13 protein-coding genes are annotated in these 15574 nt (G+C 61.4%); 6 read left to right on the plus strand and 7 right to left on the minus strand.

Annotated elements, in window-relative coordinates:
• Positions 1-63: 63 nt before the first annotated feature.
• The 5 genes from A9G06_RS13765 to A9G06_RS13785 all read right to left on the minus strand — a co-directional run bounded on the left by A9G06_RS13765 (position 64) and on the right by A9G06_RS13785 (position 5886).
• Positions 64-903, minus strand: coding sequence for a PfkB family carbohydrate kinase (locus A9G06_RS13765; protein WP_069555593.1), 840 nt, complete (start codon positions 901-903; stop codon positions 64-66).
• A gap of 106 nt (positions 904-1009) precedes the next feature.
• Positions 1010-1981 carry a LysR substrate-binding domain-containing protein gene (locus A9G06_RS13770; protein ID WP_005339651.1) on the minus strand — a complete coding sequence of 324 codons (972 nt, stop codon included), beginning with the start codon at positions 1979-1981 and terminating at the stop codon, positions 1010-1012.
• A gap of 183 nt (positions 1982-2164) precedes the next feature.
• Positions 2165-2893: a glutamine amidotransferase gene (locus A9G06_RS13775; RefSeq protein ID WP_005357481.1), complete on the minus strand. Its 729-nt coding sequence runs from the start codon at positions 2891-2893 to the stop codon at positions 2165-2167.
• Between the two features lie 83 nt (positions 2894-2976).
• Positions 2977-4473 carry a CoA-acylating methylmalonate-semialdehyde dehydrogenase gene (locus A9G06_RS13780; protein WP_069555594.1) on the minus strand — a complete coding sequence of 499 codons (1497 nt, stop codon included), beginning with the start codon at positions 4471-4473 and terminating at the stop codon, positions 2977-2979.
• An 81-nt stretch (positions 4474-4554) separates the two neighbouring features.
• Complete coding sequence (locus A9G06_RS13785; protein ID WP_021231496.1) at positions 4555-5886, minus strand: aspartate aminotransferase family protein; 1332 nt, start codon at positions 5884-5886, stop codon at positions 4555-4557.
• A 186-nt stretch (positions 5887-6072) separates the two neighbouring features.
• Between A9G06_RS13785 and A9G06_RS13790 the strand changes: the two genes are divergently transcribed.
• From A9G06_RS13790 to A9G06_RS13810, 6 genes are all read left to right on the plus strand, one after another.
• A complete protein-coding gene (locus A9G06_RS13790; protein ID WP_005339643.1) occupies positions 6073-6615 on the plus strand; it encodes a cupin domain-containing protein in 543 nt (180 codons plus the stop codon).
• Positions 6616-6739: 124 nt separating this feature from the next.
• Positions 6740-8236 carry an aldehyde dehydrogenase gene (locus A9G06_RS13795; RefSeq protein WP_069555595.1) on the plus strand — a complete coding sequence of 499 codons (1497 nt, stop codon included), beginning with the start codon at positions 6740-6742 and terminating at the stop codon, positions 8234-8236.
• Between the two features lie 126 nt (positions 8237-8362).
• Complete coding sequence (locus A9G06_RS21995) at positions 8363-8533, plus strand: hypothetical protein (RefSeq protein WP_005341999.1); 171 nt, start codon at positions 8363-8365, stop codon at positions 8531-8533.
• Between the two features lie 125 nt (positions 8534-8658).
• Positions 8659-9555 carry an EamA family transporter RarD gene (gene rarD, locus A9G06_RS13800; protein WP_069555596.1) on the plus strand — a complete coding sequence of 299 codons (897 nt, stop codon included), beginning with the start codon at positions 8659-8661 and terminating at the stop codon, positions 9553-9555.
• Positions 9556-9847: 292 nt separating this feature from the next.
• Positions 9848-11344, plus strand: a complete 1497-nt coding sequence (locus A9G06_RS13805; RefSeq protein ID WP_253182332.1) for a methyl-accepting chemotaxis protein — start codon at positions 9848-9850, stop codon at positions 11342-11344.
• Positions 11345-11466: 122 nt separating this feature from the next.
• The gene (locus A9G06_RS13810; protein WP_171903397.1) at positions 11467-12576 is read left to right on the plus strand and encodes a YeeE/YedE thiosulfate transporter family protein; all 1110 of its coding nucleotides are present in this window, start codon (positions 11467-11469) and stop codon (positions 12574-12576) included.
• A gap of 79 nt (positions 12577-12655) precedes the next feature.
• Here the strand turns inward: A9G06_RS13810 and ompA are convergent, their stop codons facing one another.
• Together ompA and ilvA are read right to left on the minus strand one after the other, a co-directional pair.
• Entirely contained in the window at positions 12656-13750 is a 1095-nt protein-coding gene (ompA, locus tag A9G06_RS13815) for a porin OmpA (RefSeq protein ID WP_064341311.1), read from the minus strand.
• Positions 13751-14053: 303 nt separating this feature from the next.
• The gene (ilvA, locus tag A9G06_RS13820; protein ID WP_069555598.1) at positions 14054-15574 is read right to left on the minus strand and encodes a threonine ammonia-lyase, biosynthetic; all 1521 of its coding nucleotides are present in this window, start codon (positions 15572-15574) and stop codon (positions 14054-14056) included.

A 15574-nucleotide genomic window follows, 5' to 3' on the forward strand; every position in this document is an offset into this window, starting at 1 on the left:
CCCCTTCGACCAGCAGCCATATGGCCCGCGAACCGCCCCTGAATCAACCGCCAGCAAGGTGGTTCAGTGGGGCTGTTTCAGCCAATTTTTCAGCGCGACCGAGGGAATGGAACTCTCGGAGGCGACGGCAAACGCCCCCCAGTCCACCGCGCACTGTAGTGCATCCTTGATCGCCATGCCCCGCGCCAGACCATGGATCAATCCGCCAGCGAAGGCATCCCCCGCCCCCGTGGTATCGACCACCGAGACGGGCCGGGCGGCGACCCGGATCTGCTCATCGCCGTGGATGGCCACGGCGCCCGCCTTGCCTTCGGTCAACACCAGCCATTCGAGCTGCTCCCCCGCCAGCTGGCGGGCATGTTGCCAAGGGTCGCTCACCTCGCCGAGATCGGAGCGGGAGGCCACCAGCACATGGCAGGGACGGCGCGCTTGGCCGCCCTTGGGATACTGGGCCACAACGAAGCTCTTGCCGAGCATCTGGCGCATGTAACTGATGATGGCGGTGCCGGGATAGTTCACATAGAGGCAATCCACCCCATCCAGCGGCAGATCGCCGGGCAGGTCGGGACGCCGCGGGCGGCGCAGTATGGTGCGCTCGCCGGTGGAGTCCACCAGGATCAGCAGCTCGCCGGTCTCGCCGCCAAAGCGCTCCACATGGCTGCAATCCAGCCCGTAACCGGCCGCCTGCTCCAGCAGCCAGTCGCCGGTCTCGTCCAGCCCGATGCGGGAGGCAATGATCACCTCGTGACCTGCCCACACAAGCCCGATGCCGGTGTTGGCCGCGCCGCCGCCGAGTCTGCGCCCCTGATCCACATATTGCAGCCGGGCCCCCGCCACCAGCGGTTCGGAGAGGGAGAGCACATGATCACAGTTGAGATTGGCAAGCAGCAGAATGCGGGACATAGAGACCTCGGACGATGGAGATAGCCCAAAAGAGACAGGCTGAACCCCGAGTAGAGCCCAGCCTGACAGAAGAGACAACCGGCAGCGATCGGGAATCCGATCGGGATCAATAGATGGGCAGTTCCACCCCGGCCAGCAGCTCGTCGATGCGCGCCTGACTCGGCTGCTGCATCACGCTCTGGATCACCTCTTTGGTGAGGTGGGGCGAGAAGGAGCTGATGAAGTCATACATGTAGTTCTGCAGCAGGATGCTCTTGCTGAAACAGATCTGCGCCGGACAGGGTTTGAACAGGTGCTCCAGATTGATGGAGACCAGCCCGGGGCTGTCGGTGTCGTTGGCCACCAGCGAGGAGATGATGCCGATGCCAAAGCCCAGCTCCACGTAGCGCTTGATCACCCCGGCGTCCATCACCGTCATGTAGTAACTCGGGGTCAGCCCCGCCGCCTGAAACACCTCGTCCTGCACCTGACGGCCAGTGGCGCCACTCTCGTAGCTGAGGATCGGGTAGTGGCAGAGCTGCTCCAGGGTCGGCTTCTTCACCTTGGCCAGTGGGTGATCCTGCGGCACCACCAGCGAGAGGGTCCAGAGGTAGGCGGGCAGCGCAATCAGCTCCTTGTCGAAGCCAATCTCGTGGGCAACAATGGAGAAATCGGAGTAACCCTTGCTGATCTGCTCCTTGCTCGCCGACATCACCGGATGGAGGTGGAACGAGATCTTGGGATACTTCTTGGTGAAGTAGGTGACCGACTTGGGCAGCAGGTAGCGGGCGATGGTGTGGGTGGTGTGAATATTGAGGGTGCCCACGGTCGGGTCCAGATACTCGCGGGAGATCGCCTTGATCTTGCTCTCGATATTGAGCATCGCCTCGGCACACTTGATGATCTCTTCCCCCACCGGGGTGATGCGGTGCAAGTGCTTGCCACGGCGCTCGAAAATCCGCACCCCCAGCTCGCTCTCCAGCAGGCCAATCTGTTTGCTGACCCCCGGCTGACTGGTGAAGAGCGCATCGGAAGCCACGGACACATTGAGGTTGTGGTCCCGGATCGCGATCAAGTACTTCAATTGCTGTAGTTTCAAGGCGTCACACTCTCACACTGGTTTGGCTCAGACAGGTTTGGCTCAGGCCGGGACGGCAATCAAGCCAGACAAACAGGCCGCCACATGGGCGGCCAGTGTACCATCCGATCCCGACATCTCAGCGCTTGATCCTTCATTTTGCTACAAAATCTAGCATCCGAAGGGGTGGCTGACAAACCGGGCTCAGGCCGCGCCAGCCCGCAGCGGCAGGATCCCCAGAAACTGCAGCAGCCACTGCATCATGGTCGCCGAATCCACCTCTCCCTCCAGCGAGGAGAGACTGCTCTGGTAGCGCTCGTCGGGCAACAGGCCACGGCGCCGTTCGATCAGCGCCCGGTTGTACTCCACCGAGAACTCCGGATGCCCCTGAATGGCGACGATGTGATCCCCCTGCAAAAACATAAAGTTGGGACAAAAATCGTTGCCCGCCAGTCGGGTCGCCCCCGGCGGCAGCAGGGCCACCTGATCCTGATGACTGGCCAGAATGCGGATCTGATCCCGCGCTGGCGCCATCCAGGGCTCATCTGCCAGCATGGGATGCACCGACACTCCCAGCCCCCATCCCTTGGTGGACTTCACCACCTCGCCACCCAGTGCCTGGGCGATCACCTGATGACCGAAGCAGACACCGGCCAGCTTGACGTCGGCATCGTGCGCCTGACGGATCCACGCCCGCAGTGCCTGAATCCAGGGGATATCGCTGTAAGCATCGTGGCGCGAACCTGTGATAAGCCAGGCATCGCACTCGTGCAGATCCTCCGGCAGCTCCCCATCGAGAGCCGACCAGACCCGAAATTCCAGTTCGGGGGCCAGGGCCGCAAAGCCCCTGATAAACATCTCGGAGTAAACGGGGCCAAAACGATCAGCCAGATCGGGATCGAGCCGGTCACAATCGAGAATTCCCAATCGCATCTGTTGTTCCTTTACAGAGTTCGCCCCCGCCAATCATCGACCGGCGGGGGCAAGAGGTTAGGCCATGAGCACGCGCCAGCGCGTCACTTCATGGTCGGCATGGAGAACTCGGCACCACTGCGCAGGCTCTGGGGCCAGCGCGCCGTCACCGTCTTCATCCGGGTATAAAAGCGAACCCCGTCCGGCCCGTGCATGTTGAGCGGTCCGAAGATGGAGCGCTTCCAGCCGCCAAAGCTGTGAAACGCCATCGGCACCGGAATGGGAACGTTCACCCCTACCATACCGACCTGCACCCGCGCCGTGAAGTCCCGCGCGGTGTCGCCGTCACAGGTAAAGATGGCGGTGCCGTTGCCGTACTCGTGCTCGTTGATGAGGCGCAGCGCCGTCTCGTAGTCCGGCACCCGCACGATGGAGAGCACAGGGCCGAAGATCTCCTCGCGGTAGATGCGCATCTCGGGGGTCACCTCGTCAAACAGGCAGCCCCCGATAAAGTAACCCTCGTCGTGGCTCAGGGTGCGGCCATCGACCCGCAGCACAGCCCCTTCGGCCACCCCCTGATCAACGTAGCCGCGCACCTTGGCCAGATGCTCCTTGCTGATGAGCGGCCCCATCTCGTTCTCCGGGCTCTGGCCCAGCCCCGGGCCCACCCGCAGCTGTTCCACCAGCGGCGTCAGCTTGGCCACCAGCGCATCGGCGGTCTCGTCACCCACTACCACGGCTACCGAGATCGCCATGCAGCGCTCACCCGCCGCCCCATAAGCGGCCCCCATCAGGGCTGAGACCGCCTGATCGAGGTCCGCATCCGGCATCACCACCATGTGGTTCTTGGCGCCGCCCAGCGCCTGCACTCGCTTGCCGTGGGCCGAGGCGGTGGCATAGATGTACTGGGCGATGGGGGTGGAGCCGACAAACGACACGGCCCCTACTCGCGGGTCGGTCAGCAGCACATCAACCACCTCCTTGTCACCGTTCACCACGTTGAGCACGCCGTCAGGCAGACCGGCCTCCTTGAGCAGCTCGGCCATCCGCAACGAGAGGGAGGGATCCTTCTCGGAGGGTTTGAGAATAAAGGTATTGCCGCAGGCGATGGCGACCGGGAACATCCAGAGCGGCACCATGGCCGGGAAGTTGAACGGGGTAATACCGGCGCAGACTCCTACTGGCTGCATCATGGAGTAGCTGTCTACCCCACGGCCGACGTTGAGGGAGTGCTCCCCCTTGAGCAGATGGGGAATGCCGCAGGCAAACTCCACCACCTCCAGCCCGCGGGTCAACTCACCCTGCGCATCAGAGAAGACCTTGCCATGCTCGCGGCTGATGAGCTGGGCCAGCTCGTCTCTGTGCTGCTCCATCAACTCCTTGAAGCGGAAAAAGACCCGGGCCCGCACCAGCGGCGGGGTTTGCGACCAGTCGGCAAAGGCGCGCTCGGCGATGGCGATCGCTTCCTGACACTCGGCGGCGCTGGAAAGCCCGACGCTCCCCTGCTGCTTGCCGCAGGCGGGATTGAAGATGGCCCCCTGGCGCTCGCTGCGACTCTCCTGCGGCTGGCCGTTGATGAAGTTGCTGACCCTGTATGTCATGTATCCTCCGTGATAACTGATGCAGTAAATGCGTTGAGCAAATCAACGCAAGGCCCCGCCAGTGCGGGGTCATCAAATGGGTTAAGGTTGGGCCTGCAGGGCATCCTGCAGCAGGGTGAAGAGATCGTCGATCTGGCTGCGCTCGATAATGAGAGGTGGCGACAGAGCGATGATGTCGCCGGTCACCCGGATCAGAGCCCCCTTCTCGAAGCAGCGAACAAACACCTCGTAGGCGCGCCTGCCCGGTGCATCCGGCATCGATTCCAGCTCGATACCCGCCACCAGCCCGTAGTTGCGCACATCCTTCACATGCTTGCAGCCCTTCAGCGAATGGGCCGCCTCCTCCCAGTAGCCCGCCAGATCGGCGGCGCGGCTGAGCAGGTTCTCGTTGCGATAGATCTCGAGGGTCGCGAGCCCTGCAGCAGCAGCCACCGGATGGCCGGAGTAGGTGTAGCCATGGAACAGCTCGATGGCCCCCTTGCCTGCCGCCATCATGTCGTCATAAATGTGCTTCTGCACCAGCACCGCGCCCATGGGGATAGCGCCGTTGGTGAGCCCCTTGGCGCAGGTGATCATGTCGGGGATGACATCGAACTCCTGGGCGGCAAAGGGGGAGCCGAGGCGACCGAAACCGGTGATCACCTCGTCAAAAATCAGCAGGATGCCGTGCTTGGTGCAGATCTCCCGCAGCCGCTTGAGGTAGCCTTTGGGGGGCATCAGCACGCCGGTACTGCCAGCGATGGGCTCGACGATCACCGCCGCGATATTGCTGGCATCGTGTAGGAAGACGATCTTCTCCAGCTCGTCAGCCAGCGCCACATCCTCTTCGGGCAGCCCTTTGGTGAAGGCGTTCTTGGCGATGTTGAGGGTATGGGGCAGATGATCCACCCCGGTCAGCAGGGAGCCGAACCACTTGCGGTTGCCGGGAATGCCCCCCACCGAGATGCCGCCAAAGCCGACCCCGTGATAGCCACGCTCGCGGCCAATCAGCCGGGTGCGGGTGCCCTGACCGCGAGCCCGCTGCCAGGCCAGCGCGATTTTGAGCGCGGTATCGACTGACTCGGAACCCGAGTTGGTATAGAAGACGTGGCCAAACCCCTTGGGGGCGATCTCCACTAGCCGGTTGGCCAGCTCAAACGGCAGGGGGTGACCCATCTGGAATGTGGGGGCAAAATCGAGGTGGGAAATCTGCTGGGAGACCGCCTCGGCAATCTCGCGCCGACCATGGCCCGCGTTGCAACACCAGAGTCCGGCTGTGCCATCCAGTATCTTGCGGCCATCCTCTGAGTGATAATACATCCCCTCTGCCGACTTCAGGATACGCGGCGCCGCCTTGAACTGCTGGTTGGCGGTGAACGGCATCCAGAACGCGGACATGTCGGAGGGCGTATTGATGTCGCTGATCGGTTTCATGGTCACCTCATCCTTAAGGTGTTTAGCAACTGTCGGCCAATGCCTATTAAATTAAACACCTGAATCCATAAAAAAGGGCCCGTTATCGCCCTGTCTGGTGCCACCCCTAGCTAGACGCATCAGCAGGGTGGTATAAGATATTTAACACAATTTTAATAATAGTAAACAGTCAAGGAGTGTCTATAGATGGATATCGGTCACCGCCTCAAGGCGGTTCGCACCAAGGCAGCCCTCTCCCAGCGCGAGCTGGCCAAGCGCTCCGGTGTGACCAACGGATTTATCTCCCAGATCGAGAAAAATCAGGTTAGCCCCTCTGTCGCCTCCCTGCGCAAGGTGCTGGAAGGGATCCCCATGTCGCTGGCCAGCTTCTTCACCGAAGAGACCGAAATGGGCACTGAAGTGATCTTCCGCGCCGCCGATATGCCGGATCTCGGCACGCATCCCATCAGCTACCGGCTGGTCGGGCACAGCCGTGCCAACCGCGCCATCGGCATGTTGCAGGAGGTGCTGCCACCTGGCGCCGACACCGGCGACGACATGCTGAGCCACGAGGGTGAAGAGTGCGGCATCGTCATCAAGGGCGAAGTTGAAGTGACCGTGGGCGAGCAGATCTACCTGCTGGGCGCCGGGGATGGCTACTACTTCGACAGCCGCACCCCCCACCGTTTTCGCAATAGCGGCGAGCAGGAGTGCGTGCTGATTTCGGCCAACACCCCCGCCAGTTTCTGACATTCAGACGCGCATCGGCAGGGGGGCAATGTTTAATGAATTGTTACAAGGTGGATTTACAAGCGGCAAGATGTTTAGCATATTGATACGCGGAAACTGACTTTTGCCGGTTCAAGGAGTGAACATGAGTGACCTGACCCTGGCCCAGTGGCAACACAAGGCCTCCCATCTGACCCTGCCCTCGCAAGCCTTTATCAACGGCAGCTATCGGGATGCCGTCAATGGCGCCACCTTCGATTGCATCAACCCGGCCAACGGCAAGCTGCTGACCAAGGTGGCAGCCTGCGATGCCGCCGATGCCGAGTTGGCGGTACAGGCCGCTCGTGATGCCTTCAACGACAAGCGTTGGAGCGGCCTGCCGCCGAAACAGCGCAAACAGATCATGCAGCGCTTCGCCGAGCTGATGCGCCTCAACAAGGTGGAGCTGGCGCTGCTGGAGTCGCTGGATATGGGCAAACCCATCGGCGATGCCATGGGCTATGACGCCCCCGCCGCCGCCAACTGCATCGCCTGGAACGCCGAAGCGATCGACAAGATCTACGATCAGGTCGCCCCGGTGGAGGAGTCAGCACTGGCGCTGGTGACCCGCGAAGCGCTCGGGGTGGTTGCCGCCATAGTGCCATGGAACTTCCCGCTGGTGATGGCCTGCTGGAAGCTGGGCCCGGCGCTCGCTACCGGCAACTCGGTCATTCTCAAGCCTTCCGAAAAATCGCCCCTGACCGCCCTGCGTATCGCCGGTCTGGCCAAGGAGGCGGGTATTCCGGACGGCGTGTTCAACGTGCTGCCGGGCTTTGGTCATACCGTGGGCGAGGCGCTGGCCATGCATATGGATGTGGACTGCATCACCTTCACCGGCTCCACCAAGATCGGCAAACATCTGGTGGAGTGCTCCGGCAAGTCCAACCTCAAGCGCGCCTTTATGGAGTGCGGCGGCAAGAGCCCCAACATCATACTGGCGGATGCGCCGGATCTGGACGCCGCGGCCAAGAGCGCCGCTGGCGCCATCTTCTACAACCAGGGCGAGGTGTGCACCGCCGCCTCCCGCCTGCTGGTCCAAAACAGCATCAAACCGCAATTTATGGAGCGGCTGCTGGCCCATGCCCGCGAGTGGATCTCGGCCAACCCGCTCGACCCTGCGACCCGCATCGGCGCCATGGTGGATCACATCCAGATGGAACAGGTGCTGCGCTATATCGAGATTGGCAAGCAGGAGGGGGCCAAGCTGCTGCTGGGCGGCAACCGCACCAACATGGAGAGTGGCGGCTTCTATATCGAGCCCACCATCTTTGACGACGTGACTCCGCAGATGCGCATCTTCCGCGAGGAGATCTTCGGCCCAGTGCTGGCGGTGACCGGTTTCGATACGCTGGAAGAGGCCATTGCGCTGGGCAACGACACCGACTACGGCCTGGCGGCGGCGATCTGGACGGCGGATCTCAACAAGGCGGTGAAAGGCTCCCGCGCCCTGCGCGCTGGCACCGTGTTCGTCAACAACTGGGACGGTGGTGACATGACCATGCCGTTTGGCGGCTTCAAACAGTCCGGTAACGGTCGCGACAAGTCACTTCATGCGCTGGAGAAGTACACCGAGCTGAAAAGCACCTGGATTCAGCTGGAATAACACGACAAAGCAGCAGTATCGGATCAAAAAGGGGGAGAAATCCCCCTTTTGCATTTTTGGCCTTCCATCACCGGGCTCAATCCTTATAATGATAAAAAAGCCAACATGTTAAATATAAAGACAAAAATGCTATTTTTTCTGGGAAGCGTACTTTTTCTGGTGATCGGTTTGCCCCTGCTGTTCTTTGTGCTGGGGCACGGCGAGGCCTACGTGACCTGGGGCCCCTGGATCTCCGCCATCGCCCTGATGTTGTGGCTGTTGATGGATGTCGACAAGATCCGCCGCGGTAAAGGCTGACCGGCTAGCCACTCGCTTTCTTCCCCTCAAACTTCGTTTATTCGCTTCTTTCCCCGCAAAAGGATCGCTACACTGATTTTTTGCGATGTTTTCCCGCATCCAACGCTTCAGTAAAGGTCATCCGCATGCCGCAACAGATCCAGCGTCAGGGCGTCATCTACGCCCTGTGCGCCTATACCCTTTGGGGCATAGCCCCCATCTATTTCAAGACCATCTCTGCCGTCCCGGCCGCCGAGATCCTGACCCACCGGATGATCTGGTCCTGCGTGCTGCTGATGGTACTCACCCTGGCAGGACGCCAGTGGCACAAGGTGCAGGCGGTGCTGCGCCAGCCAAAAGTGTTGCTCACCCTGGCGTTTACCTCGGTTACCGTCGGCGGCAACTGGCTGCTGTTCATCTGGGCCATCAACAACGGCCATATGCTGGATGCCAGCCTCGGCTACTACATCAACCCGCTGTTCAACGTGCTGTTGGGAATGGTGTTTCTGAGCGAGAAGCTGCGCCGCCTGCAGTGGTGGGCAGTGGCGCTGGCCTTTGCCGGAGTGGCGATCCAGCTCATCGCCTTTGGCTCCTTGCCCTGGATTGCGCTGGTGCTGGCGTCTAGCTTCGCCATCTATGGGCTGGTGCGCAAAAAACTGGCCCTCGATGCCCTCACCGGTCTGCTGATCGAAACCATGATCATGCTGCCGCCAGCGGCCATCTATTTGTGGGGCATTGCCGACAGCCCCACCAGCCATCTCACCCAGAACGACTGGCACCTCAACCTGCTGCTGATCGCCGCAGGTGCCGTCACCACGGCCCCCCTGCTCTGCTTCACCGCCGCCGCGACCCGGCTCAAGCTCTCCACCCTGGGCTTCTTCCAGTACATAGGCCCCAGCCTGATGTTTATCCTCGCCGTCACCCTCTATGGGGAAGCACTGGCGATGGACAAACTGCTCACCTTTGCCTGCATCTGGAGTGCGCTGGTGCTGTTCAGTCTGGATGGGCTGCGCAGCGGTAAAGCCGCGCCAAGCCGGACCTGACCCCTTCGACCCCGGCTCATCTGCCGGGGTTCTTTTTCATGCCACCAGCGGCCTTCAAACTGCTACTTCCCCTTATCCAGAGCCGACTCACCATCGACTGGCCACGACCGAGTCGCATCATCCTGACAGAGAGCTATGCTATCCATGAACGGAGCCGAATGGAGGCAGCATGCTCAAGCACATTCACAACAGATCCCTGCTTTTTAGCCAAATTCTGGGGGGCATAGTTATTATCACGCTGATCTCTATCAGCTTTTTCGGGCTTTATTCGGTCCGGAGCGCAGCCGACCAGATGGGACAAGGGAAGGACGTGGTAGCCGATATTCTGCCGCCGCCTCTCTACCTCATCGAATCCCAGTTGCAGGTCTACACCCTGCTCCATGCCAAACCGGAAGAGCGGGAGGCCCTGCTGCAAACCCTCGCTCGGCTGCAACAAGAGTTCGAGAGCCGCAACCGCTTCTGGCAAGAGAGCAATCTGAACAATTCCCTCAGAGAGTTGCTGCTGGGGGAGCAAAAAGTGCAGGGGGAGCAGTTCTGGCAACTGCTCAACGCCCAGTTTGTCCCCGCCATCAAGGCGAGTGATATTGCAACGGCCACCCATATAGCCACGAAACTTCATGCGATCTATAGCGCCCACCGGCTCGGAGTAGACGCCACCGTCATCAGCGGCAACCAGTATGCCGCCGAACAGATGGCCCATCTCGCCAACACCACCCGACTCTGTTACGCCCTGCTGTTGTGTGCCGCACTGCTGGGGGCCGGGCTCATCTTCTGGCTGGGACGCCCCACCCAGCAGCGACTGCTGGCCGCCGGCAAGGCCACCGCAGCCATCGCCCAAGGAGAATTGAATCGCCCCATGCCGGAGCCGGGGCTAGACGCCATCGGCGAGCTGATCCGTCAGATCGGGGCTATGCGTGACCAGCTGGCTACCCTGGTGGAGTCCCTGCAGCGCAGCGCCAGTACGCTGGATGATCGCGCCACCAGCCTGACCGCCATGGCTCAACGGCACACCGATGACAGTCAGGCACAGGTCGGGGCGGCCCACCATATCGAACAAGCCATCGAGCAGCTCACCCACTCCATTGAGCAGGCGGGTAGCCAGCTGCATCAAGTGGGGGAGCAAACCCTCCAATCAGCCAACCGGGCACAAGAGGCGACGCACGCGATTCACACCGTAGAACAAGTGATCGAGGAACAAGCAACGGGGGTGAAGCGGGTCTCCCACACCATTTCGGATCTGGCCGGCCTCTCGCAGCAGATTGCCGGGCTGGCGGGTGCCATTCACGGTATTGCGGAGCAGACCAATCTGCTGGCGCTGAACGCTGCCATTGAAGCTGCGCGGGCAGGTGAACAGGGACGCGGTTTTGCTGTGGTAGCCGATGAAGTGCGCTCGCTGGCGACCCGCACCGGTAGCGCCACCACCGAGATCAACACCATCATCGGCAAGATCCAGGATGTCAGCCAGCGCGCAGCCAGCGAGATGGATACCGAGCTGACCCGAGTTGAACAGGCTGTCGCCCACGCGATGACGGCACGTCAGAGCGTCGCCCGGATCGCACAGAGCTGCGAGGAGATCAACCAGCGCATCGCTCAGGTCGATCAGTTGATGGGCGATGAGACCCGGCTGGTGCAGGGGATCCACCATCAGGTCGGCGAAATGTCGCGGTTGGCGGCCGAGGTCAACCGGAGCGCCAGTCAGGCCGCCGAAGAGGCGACCATGGTCGCCCAGCACGCCCGCATCCTGACCAGGCAGACTCACCACTTCCATCTCGACACCACTCACCATTGATCCCTCAGCGCTGACGGGAGTCAGCGCCCCCTTTTTATCTGCATTGGTTAAATGGGTAGCATTAGACTCCACGAGGGAATAGGATCCGCCCCTCTAAAAACCAACTGCAAGGATCAACTGGCATGAATCGAAAATGGTCGCTCCCCATCGTGGCACTCGCGGGGGGAGCGTTACTCTGGCTCGGCAACACCTTTGGTATGAAATGGGCTCTGATGGCCCTGATCGGATTCGGCTTCGGCTTCACCCTCTCCTTCAGTCGCTTCGGCATCGTATTCGGTTGGCGCGAAATGCTGACCAAGCGCAACAGCTACTATGTGCGGGTTCACCTGCTCACCATCGCCATCGAAATTCTGCTGTTCACCACCTTCCTCTCCTTTAGTCACGCCCTGTTTGGCGATGCCATGGTGGGTAACGTGATGGCTATCGGCATTCCTTTCATCGTCGGTGCCTTCCTGTTCGGCATCGGCATGCAGCTGGCAGGCGTCTGTGCCACCGGCACTCTTTATTGCTGCGGCGAGGGGCAACCCCGCTTCTGGCTGGTGCTGATCTGCTACGGCATCGGCACCCTTATCAGCAACCAGTTCCGCCCCGAACTGGAGGCCACCTTCTCCAGCCATGTGGTATTGGCCCGGGATCTGACCGGCAATATCTGGAGCGGCATGCTGCTCAACCTGGCGCTGGTCGCCGCGCTGTTCCTGCTGTTTCGCAACAGCGAACTCAAGCGTACCGGCGAACTCAAGCCCCTCTTCAGCGGCGGCAATCTGTTCTGGCGCGATGGCCGCTTCACCGTGCTGACCGGCGGCATCATCATCGCCCTGCTCAACTCGTCCGTGGTCGCTCTGCACGGCTCGGCCTGGACCATCACCGGCGCCGTCTATGACATGGCGCTGCGCGGCGCCTCCCTGTTCGGCCTGTTCGAGGGCAACCCCAAGCTGGCCCAGCCACTCTTCATCAATCCCATGGTCGGCATGTTCTGGCTCGGCATTCTGGGGGCCATGCTGGCACGCTGCATCAGCGGTGGCGGCACCTTCGCCCCGATGCGGATCGGCAACAGTCTGGCATCCATTATTGGCGGCCTGCTGATGGGAATGGGCGCCATGTACGCCGCCTGCAACCTCGGCGGCTTCTTCGATGGCACTGCTTCTGGCAGCCTGCACGGCTGGGTCTGGATGCTGATGGCCCTGGCTGGCAGCCTGATCGGCATTCGCCTGCGCCCGCTGTTCGGGCTCTGAGGCTTGATATCGTAAGCACCCCATAAGAAACGGGAGGCCAAGCCTCCCGTTTTTACATTTATTGCTCCCGTCGCTCTGCTTATTGGACAGGCTGGGAAACCCCTTCCAGATGGATTTCGACCCGGCGGTCTGGTGCCAGACAGGCGATCAGCTCTTGCTTGGAGCGGCTGGCACAGCTGTTGCCAGTGACCGGATTGGACTTGCCACGCCCCTCGACCCGTACCTTGTCGGCATACAAGCCTTTGGATACCAGATAGCTGGCCACGCTCTGGGCCCGCTTCTCGGAGAGGGCCAGGTTGTAGTTGTCGGAACCGATGCGGTCGGTATAACCGATGACAGTTGCGACACCATCTTTCGGATTGGCCGCCACAATCTGGCTGAACAGGGCATCGAGCGCCTGATTGGCAGCCGGTTTCAGGGTCGCCTTGTTGAACTCGAACAGCACATCGGAACTCAGACTGAAGGTCTTGGGCTCAACCACGGCTACAGGTGCCGGTTCGGCGGCCGGAGCGGGCGCCGGTGCTACGACTTCGCCACCTTGCTGACCGAAGCGATAGAGCATCCCGAACGAAATCAAGCCGTTATCCATCTCGATACCGGAGCGATCGAGAGAGGCATCTCCCAGCGGCGTGGTGTACTGGTACTCCAGACGGGCGGCCCAGTCACGATCGATGGCATATTCGGCACCCAGCGCACCAACAAATGCGGCGCCATGCTTCTTGCCGGTCTCGCTGGTATTGGCGAAGCTGATCTCGCTATCCGTCCAGGCATAAGCGCCGCCCAGTCGGCCATAAAGATCGAGCACGTTGGTGGCCGGGAAGCTGATCTTCATGGTGGCCTGAATCATCTGGCTCTTGGCTTCGGTATTGAGGGTATTGGCGCCAGTGCCCGAAGTGGTGTCGTATTTGCCAAGCCAGTCATAACCCAGCTCGAAACCCAGGTTGGGGTTGAGCTGGTAACCGGCGAACAGGCCCAGACCCAGATCATCCGTGTTCTCGCTGGTATTACCCAACGTCTGGGCAATCGACTCGGCATACTGGTTGTGGTCAACGCCATAGTAATTGGACCAACCGGCCTTGCCACCGACATACCAGGTATTGTCCTGAGCGGCGGCCTGCACGGCTCCGGCCGCCAGCAAACCACTGACCAATACGGCAAGCATGGATTTATTCATATTTTCGCCTCTGCAATAAGTCGTTATGGGCGCCTGAGTGCGCACTCTTCCCTGTGTGAAGCCGTCAGGCGGCCTCTCCGCTATTCAGGGTATCCCATCCGAACGCAGCCTCAAATGACCAAGCCATCAGGAGTGTGAGCTTGCCAGCAATATCCGGCGTAAAAATCACCAGCATACTGGTTCACATGGTTTTACCAGTTAAACCATGACCTTGCGTCGTACGGAGTGGACCTATCCACACGCAGCAATAGAAAAGGGAGGCATAACGCCTCCCTCCCGATGAGTTGTTGAAGTCCCCCTTGCTCAACTGGCCAGAAACAACCGGTAGGCGGGGTCGTCGCTCACCTCTTTCCAGCCGTAGCCAATCTCGCGCAGGTAGTCGTGGAAGGCAGCCACGTCCTCGTCCGGCAGCTCGAAGGCGCAGAGCACCCGGCCGTAGTCAGCACCGTGGTTGCGGTAGTGGAACAGGCTGATGTTCCAGCGACAGCCGAGGGTCTCGAGAAAGCGCATCAACGCGCCCGGCTGCTCCGGAAACTTGAAGCTGTAGAGACGTTCACCGAGGGGCCGGGCCGGGCGGCCGCCAATCATGTAACGCACGTGGTTTTTGGCCAGCTCGCTCTCGGTCATGTTGACCACCGGGTAGCCGTTGCCGCCGAGCTGATCGATGATCTGGCCTAGCTCCTCGTCACCGCCGGTGAGGCGCACCGAGACGAACAGCGAAGCCTGCTCGGCATCGGCGTAACGGTAGTTAAACTCGGTCACCATGCGCGGCCCCAGCTGACGGCAGAAGTCGAGGAAGGCCCCTTTGCGCTCGGGGATGGTCACCGCCAGCATACCCTCGCGCTTCTCGCCAATCTCGCAGCGCTCCGACACGTAACGCAGGCTGTGGAAGTTGACGTTGGCACCGGACAAAATGGCCGCCATCCGGCCCCCCTTGACCTGCTCGCGCTCGCTGTAGGCCTTGAGGCCCGCCAACGACAGGGCCCCCGACGGCTCGGCAATGGCGCGGCAGTCGTCGAAGATGTCTTTGAGCGCGGCGCAGATCTGGTCGTTGGAGACGGTCACCACCTCGTCCAGATACTGGTTGCAGAGGCGGAAGGTCTCCTCGCCGATGCGCTTGACCGCCACCCCGTCCGCAAACAGCGAGACCCGATCCAGATTGACCGGCTCGCCGGCCGCCAGCGCGGCCTTGAGGCAGGCGGAGCCCTCCGCCTCCACCCCGATCACCTTCACATCCGGCAGCAGTTGCTTGATATAGACCGCCACCCCGGCGGCCAAGCCGCCGCCGCCCACCGGCACGAAAACGTGGGTGAGGTGGGTATCCTGCTCCAACAGCTCCTTGCCGATGGTGCCCTGCCCGGCGATCACCTCGACGTCGTCAAACGGCGGGATCAGAGTGTAGCCCTCAAGCGTGGCGAGGCGGCGACTCTCGCCGTAAGCCTCGTCGAAACTGTTGCCAAACAGCATGACGTTGCCGCCCTGCCGGCGCACCGCGTCGATCTTGATATCCGGCGTGGTCTTGGGCATCACGATGATCGCCTTGATGCCGAGCTTGGCGGCCGACAGGGCGACCCCCTGCGCGTGGTTGCCGGCGGAGGCGGCGATGACGCCACGCGCCTTCTGCTCCTCGGTGAGGGTGGCGATCTTGTGGTAGGCGCCGCGCAGCTTGAAGGAGTGGACCGGTTGCAGATCCTCCCGCTTCAGGCTGACATGGTTGCCGAGTCGCTCGGAGAGTTTCTTCAGGGTTTGCAAGGGGGTGACCCGCGCCGCCTCATAGACGGGGGAGAGCAACACCTTGCGTAGATAATCCGCCGCAGAGACCAT

Origin of the sequence: Aeromonas sp. DNP9 (assembly GCF_001728955.1) — a bacterium.
Taxonomy (GTDB): Bacteria; Pseudomonadota; Gammaproteobacteria; order Enterobacterales; family Aeromonadaceae; genus Aeromonas; species Aeromonas veronii.

What these genes read in the sequence shown, in the direction of transcription:
- A9G06_RS13765 (WP_069555593.1), bottom strand. Translation starts at nt 903, where the DNA reads ATGTCCCGCATTCTGCTGCTTGCCAATCTCAACTGTGATCATGTGCTC.
- A9G06_RS13775 (WP_005357481.1), bottom strand. Translation starts at nt 2,893, where the DNA reads ATGCGATTGGGAATTCTCGATTGTGACCGGCTCGATCCCGATCTGGCT.
- A9G06_RS13780 (WP_069555594.1), bottom strand. Translation starts at nt 4,473, where the DNA reads ATGACATACAGGGTCAGCAACTTCATCAACGGCCAGCCGCAGGAGAGT.
- A9G06_RS13785 (WP_021231496.1), bottom strand. Translation starts at nt 5,886, where the DNA reads ATGAAACCGATCAGCGACATCAATACGCCCTCCGACATGTCCGCGTTC.
- A9G06_RS13790 (WP_005339643.1), top strand. Translation starts at nt 6,073, where the DNA reads ATGGATATCGGTCACCGCCTCAAGGCGGTTCGCACCAAGGCAGCCCTC.
- A9G06_RS13795 (WP_069555595.1), top strand. Translation starts at nt 6,740, where the DNA reads ATGAGTGACCTGACCCTGGCCCAGTGGCAACACAAGGCCTCCCATCTG.
- A9G06_RS21995 (WP_005341999.1), top strand. Translation starts at nt 8,363, where the DNA reads ATGCTATTTTTTCTGGGAAGCGTACTTTTTCTGGTGATCGGTTTGCCC.
- rarD (WP_069555596.1), top strand. Translation starts at nt 8,659, where the DNA reads ATGCCGCAACAGATCCAGCGTCAGGGCGTCATCTACGCCCTGTGCGCC.
- A9G06_RS13805 (WP_253182332.1), top strand. Translation starts at nt 9,848, where the DNA reads ATGGGACAAGGGAAGGACGTGGTAGCCGATATTCTGCCGCCGCCTCTC.
- A9G06_RS13810 (WP_171903397.1), top strand. Translation starts at nt 11,467, where the DNA reads ATGAATCGAAAATGGTCGCTCCCCATCGTGGCACTCGCGGGGGGAGCG.
- ompA (WP_064341311.1), bottom strand. Translation starts at nt 13,750, where the DNA reads ATGAATAAATCCATGCTTGCCGTATTGGTCAGTGGTTTGCTGGCGGCC.
- ilvA (WP_069555598.1), bottom strand. Translation starts at nt 15,574, where the DNA reads ATGGTCTCTGCGGCGGATTATCTACGCAAGGTGTTGCTCTCCCCCGTC.